The sequence below is a fragment of the Nocardia sp. NPDC024068 genome (assembly GCF_040638875.1).
Lineage (GTDB): Bacteria > Actinomycetota > Actinomycetes > Mycobacteriales > Mycobacteriaceae > Nocardia.
Genome location: NZ_JBEZYU010000021.1, coordinates 78,021 through 89,124 on the forward strand (window position 1 = coordinate 78,021; position 11,104 = coordinate 89,124).

General features: G+C 68.5%; 10 protein-coding genes and 2 pseudogenes. 7 read left to right on the forward strand and 5 right to left on the reverse strand.

Annotated features, from left to right (window positions below; translation table 11 throughout):
* Positions 1 to 5: 5 nt before the first annotated feature.
* The 5 genes from phnC to AB0F41_RS18180 are packed head-to-tail and all read left to right on the forward strand — an operon-like array spanning position 6 to position 4,896.
* A complete protein-coding gene (gene phnC / locus AB0F41_RS18160; RefSeq protein WP_357425151.1) occupies positions 6 to 824 on the forward strand; it encodes a phosphonate ABC transporter ATP-binding protein in 819 nt (272 codons plus the stop codon).
* The gene (phnE, locus tag AB0F41_RS18165; RefSeq protein ID WP_357425153.1) at positions 821 to 2,413 is read left to right on the forward strand and encodes a phosphonate ABC transporter, permease protein PhnE; all 1,593 of its coding nucleotides are present in this window, start codon (positions 821 to 823) and stop codon (positions 2,411 to 2,413) included. The genes phnC and phnE overlap by 4 nt, the downstream gene beginning before the upstream one ends.
* A complete protein-coding gene (locus AB0F41_RS18170) occupies positions 2,389 to 3,402 on the forward strand; it encodes a zinc-binding dehydrogenase (RefSeq protein ID WP_357425154.1) in 1,014 nt (337 codons plus the stop codon). Before phnE ends, AB0F41_RS18170 begins: the two co-directional genes overlap by 25 nt.
* A 45-nt stretch (positions 3,403 to 3,447) precedes the next feature.
* The gene (locus AB0F41_RS18175) at positions 3,448 to 3,807 is read left to right on the forward strand and encodes a hypothetical protein (RefSeq protein WP_357425156.1); all 360 of its coding nucleotides are present in this window, start codon (positions 3,448 to 3,450) and stop codon (positions 3,805 to 3,807) included.
* 42 nt (positions 3,808 to 3,849) lie between these two features.
* On the forward strand, positions 3,850 to 4,896 hold the full coding sequence (locus tag AB0F41_RS18180; protein WP_357425158.1) for a hypothetical protein: 1,047 nt from the start codon (positions 3,850 to 3,852) through the stop codon (positions 4,894 to 4,896).
* Positions 4,897 to 4,976: 80 nt separating this feature from the next.
* Here the strand turns inward: AB0F41_RS18180 and AB0F41_RS18185 are convergent, their stop codons facing one another.
* The 5 genes and pseudogenes from AB0F41_RS18185 to AB0F41_RS18205 form a co-directional block, all read right to left on the reverse strand.
* A complete protein-coding gene (locus AB0F41_RS18185; RefSeq protein WP_357425160.1) occupies positions 4,977 to 5,585 on the reverse strand; it encodes a hypothetical protein in 609 nt (202 codons plus the stop codon).
* 415 nt (positions 5,586 to 6,000) lie between these two features.
* Positions 6,001 to 7,680, reverse strand: coding sequence for a 5'-nucleotidase C-terminal domain-containing protein (locus AB0F41_RS18190; RefSeq protein ID WP_357425162.1), 1,680 nt, complete (start codon positions 7,678 to 7,680; stop codon positions 6,001 to 6,003).
* 243 nt (positions 7,681 to 7,923) lie between these two features.
* A complete protein-coding gene (locus AB0F41_RS18195) occupies positions 7,924 to 8,223 on the reverse strand; it encodes an AMP-binding protein (RefSeq protein WP_357425164.1) in 300 nt (99 codons plus the stop codon).
* Between the two features lie 104 nt (positions 8,224 to 8,327).
* The gene (locus AB0F41_RS18200; RefSeq protein ID WP_357425166.1) at positions 8,328 to 9,089 is read right to left on the reverse strand and encodes an alpha/beta hydrolase; all 762 of its coding nucleotides are present in this window, start codon (positions 9,087 to 9,089) and stop codon (positions 8,328 to 8,330) included.
* A gap of 448 nt (positions 9,090 to 9,537) precedes the next feature.
* Positions 9,538 to 10,048, reverse strand: a pseudogene (locus tag AB0F41_RS18205) (helix-turn-helix domain-containing protein).
* Between the two features lie 63 nt (positions 10,049 to 10,111).
* On the opposite strand from AB0F41_RS18205, the pseudogene AB0F41_RS18210 reads away from it, so the two are divergent.
* A pseudogene (locus AB0F41_RS18210) lies at positions 10,112 to 10,432 on the forward strand (short-chain dehydrogenase); the annotation flags it as partial.
* Positions 10,433 to 10,464: 32 nt separating this feature from the next.
* A partial coding sequence (locus AB0F41_RS18215) for an NAD-dependent epimerase/dehydratase family protein (protein ID WP_357425168.1) occupies positions 10,465 to 11,104 on the forward strand: 640 nt, incomplete at its 3' end.

Below are 11,104 nucleotides of genomic sequence, written 5' to 3' on the forward strand. Positions count from 1 at the left end.
TTCCGATGCCTCCCGCGCCCCACCGGCCGACCGTCGCCGGAGACGACACCGTCCTCTCCGCGCGGTCGGTCACCAAGAAGTTCGGTGCCACCACCGCACTCGAGGACGTGTCGTTCGAGGTACACCGCAGTGAAATGGTCGTGCTGCTCGGACTCTCCGGGTCCGGCAAATCGACGCTGCTGCGGTGTCTCAACGGACTGCATCCGGTCACGTCGGGGGAGGTCGAGGTCGACGGCACCCGCGTCGACCTCGCCTCCGGGGCGCGGCTACGGGCGCTGCGCCGCGACGTGGGGTTCGTCTTCCAGCAGTTCAACCTCGTCGGCCGGCTCAGCTGCCTGGAGAACGTCCTCATCGGCGGGCTCGGGCGGATCCGGTTCCCGCGCTACGGCGCGCTCACCTATCCCAGGCGGATGCGTGCCGAAGCGCTGGAACACCTCGACCGGGTCGGGCTGGCCGATCTGGCCGAACGCCGCGCCGACACCCTCTCCGGCGGCCAGCAGCAGCGGGTCGCGATCGCTCGCACGCTGATGCAGCGGCCCGCCGTACTCCTCGCCGACGAACCGGTGGCCTCACTGGACCCGGAGAACGCGGGTGTGGTGATGGATCTGCTGTTCCGGGTGTGTATCGAGGAGAAGCTGACGGTGCTGTGCACCCTGCACCAGGTCGATCTGGCGATGGGCTGGGCGCACCGGCTGATCGGTCTGCGCGGCGGGCAGAAGGTACTCGACCGTCCTGCGGTCGGGATGTCGCGGGACGAGGTCATGGAGGTCTACCAGCGGGTCGAACCGGCGACCGCGAGCTCCGACGCGGCCGAACCGCGATGAGCACGCTGCTCGCCCCGCGCCGCGCGAAGCCGGAACCGGCCGCGCCGCGCGGGCTCCGGACCGTCGCGCTGCGGGCCTGCGCGCTGGTCGCGGTACTGGCGACCCTGGCCGCGTCGTGGTACATCGACTTCGCGCCGGCCACCCTGATCGACGGGGTGGACGAGATCGCCGCCCTGCTGGAACGGATGCTGCCGCCGCGGCTGGACGACCCCGGCCGTATCTCGACACTGGCCGTCGAAACCCTGCTCATGGCGATTCTCGGGACCGTGCTCGCGGCCGCGGCCTCGATACCGCTGGCCTTCCTGGCCGCCCGCAACACCACACCGCATCCGGCGGTGTACGGCGTGGCGCGGGCCGTCATCACCTTCTGCCGGGCGATGCCGGATCTGCTGTTCGCCGCGCTGTTCGTCCGTGCGCTGGGCATCGGGGTGCTGCCCGGAATCCTCGCGCTGGCCCTGCATTCCATCGGAATGCTCGGCAAACTGTTCGCCGACGCCATCGAGCAGACCGATCCCGGCCCCCGGGAGGCGGTGCGCGCCACCGGCGCCGGCTATTTCCGGGAAATGCTGAACGCGGTGGTCCCGCAGGTGGTTCCCGCCTGGATCGCCACCTTCGTCTACCGCATCGATATCAATCTCCGGATGTCGGTGGTGCTCGGATTCGTCGGCGCGGGCGGGATCGGATTCGCCCTCCAGGACGCGTTACGCGGCCTGATCTATCCCCGGGCGCTCGGGATCGTGGGCGTGATCCTGGTGATCATCGCGGCGATGGAAGTACTGACCATTGTCATCCGCCGCACGCTGCTGACGCCCTCCCAGGCGGGCCCGCGCCGGGACCGGGTCACCCGCTTCGTCTTCGGCACCCTGCTGGCGGCGAGCGCACTGGCCGCCCTGATGGTGCTCGATATCGGTCTCGGGGAACTGTTCACCTGGCCGTTGCCGTCGTTCGAGGTCTTCGGGCGCATGATTCCGCCGAACTTCGAGGCCCTCGGCACGGAACTGTTCGATGCCGCGCTGCAAACGGTCGCCATCGGGCTGGTGGCGACGGCGATCGGCGTGGTGCTGTCGATTCCGCTGGGGATCCTCGGCGCCGCCAACGTTTCGCCGCATCCGGTGCTGTACTGGTTCGCCCGCGCCTGGATCCTGGTCGTCCGGGCGGTACCGGAACTCATCATCGCGGTGGTGTTCGTCGCCGCCCTGGGGCTGGGGCCGATCGCCGGAACCTGCGCGCTGGCCATCGGTTCCATCGGTTTCCTCGGCAAACTCGTGGCCGACGGGGTGGAGGAGATCGACCCCGGACCCCTCGAAGCGGTCCGGGCGGTGGGCGGCGGCTGGTGGAAAACCCTGTTCGCCGCGGTCATACCGCAGACCGTGCCGTCGATGATCGGATCGAGCCTGTATCTGCTCGACGTCAATATCCGCACCTCCACGGTGCTGGGCATCGTCGGCGCGGGCGGTATCGGCTATCTGCTGTTCGAGGCCATCCGCACCCTGAACTTCGATATCGCGGGCGCGATCGTGATCGTCGTCTTCGTCATCGTCTACACCATCGAAAGGTTGTCCGGATGGATACGCTCACTCGTCGTCTGACCCGCGCGGCGATCTGGTCCGGCGACGAGGTGCGGGTGCGCGAGGTCGATATTCCCGACCCCGGCCCCGGTGAACTGCTGGTCCGGGTCCGGCTGGCCACCGTCTGCGGCAGCGATCTGCACACGGTCTCGGGGCGGCGCAGTGCGGCATGTCCGTCGATTCTCGGGCACGAGGCCGTCGGGCAGGTAGTAGCCGCCGGTCCGGGCGCCGAACGCGAGGCCGGGGAGCGGATCGTCTGGTCGGTGACCTCGGCCTGCGGCCGGTGCGCCCGCTGCCGCCGCGGGTTCACCGCCAAATGCGAGCGGGTGCGCAAGGTGGGGCACGAATCGTTCACCGGGGACTGGCCGCTGTCCGGCGGTTACGCCGAGCACATCCTGCTCCCGGCAGGGGTGACCACCGTATCGGTACCGGAGACGATGCCCGACGCGGTCGCCGCGCCCGCCGGGTGTGCCACCGCGACCGTGATGGCCGCCCTGGAAGCGGCCCGTGAGCCGGCCGGGCGCCGGGTGCTGATCTGCGGTGCCGGGCTGCTCGGGATCACCGCCGCGGCGGCCTGCGCCGAACACGGCGCCCGGGTGGAGGTCACCGACCCGCACCAGGAACGCCGCGAACTGGCCGGCCGCTTCGGCGCGGTCCCCGACACCGGCGGCCCGGTCGATATCGCCTTCGACTTCTCCGGCTCGGCCTCCGCCGTGGCCACCGCGCTGTCCCGGCTCGACCTCGGCGGCACCCTGGTCCTCGCCGGATCGGTCACCCCGGGACCGGCCGTAAACGTGGATCCCGAAGCGGTCGTCCGGGGCTGGCTGACACTCACCGGGGTGCACAACTACGAGCCTCGCCACCTCGTCCGCGCCGTGGATTTCCTCACCGCGACCCTCGGCCACCGGCCCTGGCACGACCTCGTCGCCGACCCTGTCGGGCTGGACGAGATCGGCCTCGCACTCGGCCCCGCCCCGCGCAACATCCTGCGCACTTCCGTTGCGCCCTAGCCTCGCCCGGTATCGGGCGATCCACCCGAGGCCTACTCTGACGAGGTGAAACCGCTCGAACGTCCGGTCCATTTCGCCTTGACCTACGTTGTTGCTTCTGTCCTTCTCGGGCCCGCGATCTACCTGGGCGGGCACGTGATCTTCACCGGCGGAGTCATGGATTACTGCGACAGCGCGCACGGTGGTTCGGCCCGAGCGAAATTCGCTGCCGCACAGGGGTTTCAGGTTGCCGGTGCCGTGACCATGCTGGCAGCAGGACTTCTGCTACTCGCCCGGCTGTGGACGGCCGAAAGGATCGGCCGGCTTCGGGTTCTGGCGAGTAGCGTGGGAATCGTCCTCATGATGTGTGGATTCGCCTTTCTGATCCAGATATCCGGTCCGGCCGGGCAGTCCTGCCGGTGGTGATCCAGTGACAACACAGATCGACAGATACGGGTGGGACCTGCGATGACGGAAATACATCTGACCGGCGACTCTCTGGAACTGCCCGGTGGCGCCCGGGTCCGGTTCGTGCGGACGCTGCGACTGCCCGAGGAGGGGACCTATCCGCTTCCGCCGGGGTTGGGGTCGTTCCCGCTGCGGAGGGTCGCGGACTACCCGGATACCGTCCCCGAGCAGTGGCGGGAGCGGGGCGGGGTGATGTTGCCGGTGTACCAGCGTGAAGCGATGTGGCTGCGGTTCGGCGCGACCGTGCCCACCGCGTTGAAGATCGGAGTCGGGAAGGTGTGCGCGGTATCCGGGAATCCCTGGTCCGGCACGCTCACCCGCGACCCCCAGAACTATGTGCCGCTGCCGCGGCAGCCGTGGCTGGACGGCATCAACTCCGGTCACGGCACCGTCCGTCAATTCGTCGCGCTGCCGCTCGGTCTCGGTGCGACGGTCGAGGGGCAGGTCACCGGTAGTGAGCAGTGGGGCGGGGTCCAATTGGCGGTGCACGGGCTCACCGCCGCGGCGCGCGAGGCCTGGGACCGGGAACAGGAAGCCGCTCGGGCCCGCCGCGCGGAAATGCGGCGGCGGGCGAACACACTGCCGGGGGCAGGGTACGGCTCGGCGCCGCTCGCGCAGGCCCCGGCCGGTGCGGCGCCGGCGGAACCCGGTGCGGCGCCACGCCGGCCGGGAGCGTCTCCGATGGGGCTGGGTGCCGGTGGGCGGATGCGGCAGCAGATCTTCGAGGACACCCGGCCTGTCGGGGACTACCGCGCGGAAGCCCACGGCCGGGTTTTCGTCCATCTCGCGTCGGCGGCCGAATGGCAGGAGATCACCGGGGAACCCGCCCCACCCACTCCGGTGACCGCGCAAGCGTATGCGGCACAGGGGCTGCCGTGGTTCGACTATTACGACGCCGACGCCGGGGATCTCCCGCCCGCCCCCGATCTGACCGCCGTGCAGGCCAGCGGCGACTGGTTCCCCGAGTCCGAACCGGACGCCCCGCTGGAAGCGCCCCTGCCCACGTACCACCTGAACGACAAACCGGTCCAGGACGGACAGTGGTGAAGCCGGGGTGATCCCGGCCCGGGCACAAGAGAAGGGGATGCACCCACCGGGTGCATCCCCTCACTCGTGACTCGTCGAGGTCAGGGCTGACCCGTCGCCACTGCGGTCAGCGCATCGATGAACGGCTGCCCGCCCAGCGCGGCACCGCCGACCAGCGCGCCGGTCACCATTCCGACCGGCGCCGTGATGAGGCTGAAGATCCCGAGACCCACCAGTCCGCCGATGAATCCGCCGATCACACCACCGGCGATCATGCCGACGATGTTCTGATTGGCCTGGTCGATGAACCGGTCGAAGGAGCCGATGTTCTTCAGCTCGGCGATATCGCCGGGGCTCACCTGCGGTGTCAGCGTCAGCGTCTGCCCGTTGTCGGCGATGTCGTGCCCGACCGGGATCGAGCGGCCCGCCACCTGGAAGGTCAGCGGGAATTGGGTGACCTCCGCGCCGTCGGCGGCGGTCAGAGTGACGGTGGTGCCGTTGTCGGTGAGCGCGAACGCACCCGCGTCGACATGGGTGCTCACCTCGCGGGCATCACTGGAAAGCGTGGACTCGTAGCCGATCCCCTGCTGCACACCGGCGGTCGAAACGCCCTCTGTCGCGGGTGCGGGCGCCGCATTCGCCGCGCCGGCGGTGATACCGACGGCCGCGACGGCCATGAACGCGACAGCACTGAACTTTCCGAATTTCATGACTGAAAATCCTCCCCAGAATTTCGGCTGCCCTGAGTTGGGCTCGCCGCGGCACGACAGTACTACGCACCGAGACCGGCGAAGCAAATGTTCCGCGACGTGGGGGAATCATTGTGAATGAGAGAGTTCCGCGGAATTACTGTCATTAGCCGGACATTGGCCCGACGGCCCAGTGAATCGGTTCCATGAATCCCGGACAGCGGGAACCCGCAGATGATTTCAGTTCGCCGGGACGTTCGTGAATTGGTTCGTATCAATTGCCCGATGGTTGTCGAATGTGCGACGCCGCTTTTCGAACCGCGGGGCGGCGATGGATTTCACCGTGACGAAATTGCAGGTTCCTTGCGACACGCAACTATTTCTGTGAACACAATCACAGCGCTCATTAATTATTCTCACCGTGCGGAACGGAAACTCAGCGGCGTTGGATGCGCTCTTCCGGCGCCGCCACCGGCCCGCGATCACGCAGATAGGTTTCCAGCGCGTCCAGATCGGTGGGTCCGACCGCGGTATCGGTACCGCGGGTGAAAACGGTGAAACCGTCACCGCCGGAGGCGAGGAAATTGTTGGTGCTCACCCGGTAGACCGCGACCTCGTTCACCGGCCGGCCGGCGATCCGCACCGAACCCTCGATCACCTTGTCGCCCGGTGCCGCCGCCTCGTCATAGGCGTAGGTGAGGCCCGCCACCGACAGAATCGCCGGTTTGCTCGTGTTGTCCCACTGTTGTTCCAGCAGATCGAGGATCTGGCGACCGGTGAGGGTCAGCGTCACCACCTGATTGCCGAAGGGCTGGGTCTCGTAGATGTTTCCGTAGGTGATCGGTCCTGGATCGATATCGGACCGCACACCACCGGGATTCATGAACGCCGCCACCGCCTGCGCGGAATCGTCGGTGGCCTCGAGCATGGCGTCGGCGATCACCGCGCCCAGGGGGGATTCGCCGGTGGCGCTACCCCGGGCCAGCGGCGCGGTGGCGGTGCCGACCACCCGTTCGGCGCGGGGCGCGGCCTGTCCGGCGTAGTAGTCGATCATCGCGGTGACGGCCGGATCGGGCTCGATATCGCGGGTGACCACCCGGTTCACCGCCCTCGCCGAAACCCGCCCATCCTCGAAACGCAGCGTGATATCGGTGATCAACCGCCCGTAGGACGAGCCCTGGGTCACCACCTTCCCGCCGAACTCGCAGACGTAGGGCTGATGGCTGTGTGCGGTGAGCAGGACCTGAACCGCCGGATCGGTGCGCGCGGCCAGGTCGGGAACATCGGGACCGATATCGGCGCAGCCGTTGTAGTCGGTGGTCTCGGGCGGGGTGCCCTGGGCGCCGCCGTCGTGCACCAACGCCACCACGGTCTCCGCGCCGGCCTCCTGCATGGCGGGTACGTACTTGTTGATGGCGTCGGCCTGATCGCCGAAGGTGTAGCCGCGGATACCCTCGGGGAAGACCAGGTTCACGGTGTCGGGGGTGACGGTGCCGACCACCCCGATCTTGTGCCCACCCACCTCGACCATCGTCCACGGCCGCACCTCCGGGGGCACCGCGCCGCGGGCGTCGGTGAGGTTCGCGGCCAGGAAAGCGAAATCCGCGCCGGTGAACGGTTCGCCCGGTACACACCCGTCCGGCGCACATCCGCCCTTGCTCAGGCGGGCCAGTTCCAGTACCCCGTGGTCGAGTTCATGGTTGCCCACCGCCGAAGCGGCGACGCCGACCCGGTTCAGGAAGGATACGGTCGGTTCGTCGTGGAACAGCGACGACACCAGCGGGGCGGCGCCGATATTGTCGCCGGCCGACAGGACCGCGCTGTCCGGATAGGCGGTCCGCAGCCGTTGCAGGTGAGCGGACAGATACGCGGCCCCGCCCGCGGTGTATTCACCGACCAGTCCGTTGCTCGCCTCCGGGGGTTCGAGGTGGCCGTGCAGGTCGTTGAACCCGAACAGATGCACCTCGCCCGGCCCGGCGGCCGGGAGGTCGGCGGTGGAGACCAGCGGCACCGTTCCGGGTGGGGCGGCGGGTTCACCGGACCCGGAACATCCGGCGAGCAGAACGAGACCCATGACCAGAGCGCAGCCGGAGGCGGCGCTACGCACAACACCCATACCGCCCGACTCTGGCAGCTCCGGACAGCCGCTGAGCGACGCCACGGTGAATTTTCTCCCGCCGGTTGCCGAGGTGCGAGATGCGTCCTGACCTGCATACACCTTGTCCAGGCGCACGACACGGGGAGCTGTGCCGAAAGAAATCCCGGCCCGGCCGATGAGTTTCACCGGGCCATCCCGTCCGAACTTGCGGGGGCGGCGGTCCGTGAATCCGAGACATTGGGCCGTCGCCCCCTTCGGACGTCAGGCGGTTCCGGCAACAGAATCGGACCCTGTTCGCGCCGCGCTGTCCGAGAGCACATGCGCGACTTCCGCCGCCCGCCACCGCGTATTGATGGGTACCGGGTTCGCCCCGGCGGCGGCGATCGCCAGGGAGGCTTCCAGGAATTCGATATCGTTGCGAGCCATCACCGCCACTCGATCCCCGCGGCCGATACCGGCATCCACCAGGGCCGACGCGAGCCGTCCGGCGCGGGCATGCGCTTCGGGCTGCGAGCGGGTCCGGGAACCGCAGGTGATGGTGGGAACCGGCGGTTCAGTCATGCACCTCGGTCTCGCACAGCGGTGTCGCCCCGTACCGGATGAGTTCCCGGCGGCGGGCACGGTATCGGCGTCCGTGCGGGCCCGGACGCCGATACCCGGTTACCTCAGTACGAAACCGTTTCCGCGACCCCGCCGAGATGGCGGGCGAAGAACCGGGCCGAGCTGTCACGCTCGTATTCGGGCACCTGGTTGTAGCGGCCCGGATGGGCGTGCAGGGTCTTCTCCTTCGACGCGATGGCGTCGAACAGCGCGACCCCGGAGTCGCGGTCCATGTTCTCGTCGTCCCACGGAATCCGGTACTCGACCGGGACGGTGACCTTCCTCGCCGCCTCGATCAGCGCGTCGTCCACGAAAACTCCACCCAGGCTCAGGGCGGCGATCCGGGAATCGGCCGCCGCCAAAAGCAGCCCGGTCACGACACCCAACGTCATACCGCCGAAGCCGATCGGCGTCTCGGCGCCGATCTCGGGCAATGCCTGCAGGGCATCGAGGGCCGCCTGCCATTCCGGCACCGCACGCTCCGCCAGCGACCTGTTGTATTCGACGACGATCGGGGCGATCGGCTCGTCCGCTGCCAGAGCCGCATGAATTGCCTCGGCCCACCGTTGATCCTGCTGGTTGCGTGGCCGGTCGCCGTGGCCGGGCGCGTCGACGGCGGCGACGGTGAATCCGTAGGTCGTCACGCAATGGAGTGCGCCGGCCAGTAGTCCGGGCGCCTTCTTGTGCATGCCGCCGGCATGCCCCGACAACAGCAGTGGTGCGCCGGTGGTTCCGGATGCGGGCGACCAGAGCACGCCGGTGATCCCGTCCAGGATGAAGGTACGTTCGATGACCCCGTCCGATGAGGTCTCAGAGGTGAAATGCATGGTGTTGCCTTTCGGGATTGCCTTGCTCAGGCGCTCCCGGCGACACCTACGACGATCGCCGAACCGTGAACACGAGTGGGAGCACCCACATGGTTGTTGCGTTCATGGGGTCTCACCTCCTCGCGTGATGTCACGGTCTCGCGCACGCTATCAACCTCGACCGAACCCGGTCCAACCTTTTTCGTACCCGCCGACCCAGCCGTATGCGCTTCGTGCTCGACCGCTTGCGCGGCAGTGACCGGGACGTCCCGCTAGCGGCGGGACGTCCGGCCCACAGCAACATGGGGCGGCGTGGCTGCTCCCGCGATGCTGCTGATCGCAGCAGGCATGCGCTTCTGGTGGGTCTGCAGTACATCGCGGTCAGCGGGGACGACTGACCGCGATGCCGGGATCGCCTCTGGCGCCAGCGCTCCGAGGACCAGGCCGGAGGAGCAGCCGGGGTGGCCATCTAGGGACGGTTTGTCCGCTCATGACGCCCGGTGTTGGGGTTGGGCCGGAGCCCGGCGAGGATGAGGTCGATGACGCGTTCGGCGACATCGGGGGTGTGGCTCTGTACGGCCTGGCAGCGCCAGGAATTGGGCTTCCGCGTCGGGGGCGATCCGGTCGAGGTCGATGCCGTCGCCGGCGATGACCTGGTTCAGCCCTTGGTCGGCCGCGGCCCAGTCCACGGCCATGGCCCGGATGAAACCGAACAGGGCTGCACCGGGTTCACCGGTGTCGAGCAGAGTGCGTCCAGCAGTTGCGACCTGCTGGAGGCGATGTTGGATGACGGCCGAGAACAGAGCGTTTTTAGTGGGGAAGTGCCGGTAGACGGTGCCGGCTCCGACGCCTGCGCGGCGGGCGATCTCGTCGATGGGCACGGACAGCCCCTCGGCGGCGAAGGTCGCGTACGCCGTTTCGAGTACCAGTTCCCGGTTGCGGGCCGCGTCGGCGCGTAGCGGTTTGGCGGTCTCGGCCATCGGGGCACCTCCTGTGCGCTATCCCACCAGCAAACGGGGCGTGCGTTCCGTATAGTGAGCGCCGCCGGGCAGGACACGATCGCGGTGGCCGCCCACCCGGGCGGGGCGAACACCGAGCTGGGCCGCCACCTGCCGGCGGTGATCCGGGTGCCGGCCATGCGGCTGATGTCCCAGTCGGCGCAGATGGGCGCGCTGGCCACCCTGCGTGCCGCGACCGACCCCGAGGTGCGGGGCGGGCAGTACTACGGGCCCGGCGGCCCCGGCGGGATCCAGGGCCACCCCGAACGTGTCGAATCGAGCAAGCAGTCCCACGACGCCGACCTGCAACGCCGGCTGTGGCAGGTCTCCGAAGAGCTGACCGGAATCACCTATCCCATCGACTGACCGTCCGATCACGACACCGAACAGGAAACTCAGTGCGCATCATCGTCTTCGGCGCCACCGGCATGGTGGGTCAAGGAGTTCTGGAGGCATGCCTGCGCGAGGACGCAGTCACCGAGGTCCTCGTGATCGGCCGTACGCCGACCGGCCGCACTCATCCGAAACTCCGCGAGATCGGCCACACGGATTTCACCGACTTCACACCCATCCGGTCCCGGCTGGCCGGCTACGACGCCTGCTTCTTCTGTCTGGGAACCTCGGCGCTGGGCATGGGCGAAACCGACTACCGCGCAATCACCCACGATGTCACCCTCGCCGTCGCCCGCACGCTGGCGGCCAATCCCGGGCTTACGTTCTGCTACGTCTCCGGCGCCGGCACCGACGGCACAGGCGCCTCCCGCATGATGTGGGCCCGGGTCAAAGGCGAGGTCGAGAACACCCTGCTGGAACTCACCCCACGGGCATACATGTTCCGGCCGGCGTTCATCCTGCCGCTGCCCGGCACCAAAGCGAAGACCAGAAGTTATGTCCTGCTGTACCGGGTCGTGACACCGCTGGCCCCGCTGCTGCGGCGGGTCGCGCCACGATATGTCACCTCCAGCCTGCGCCACGGCGAAGCCATGCTCGAGACCACCCGAGCCGCCGCATCGCATCGAATCCTGGAAACCGCCGACA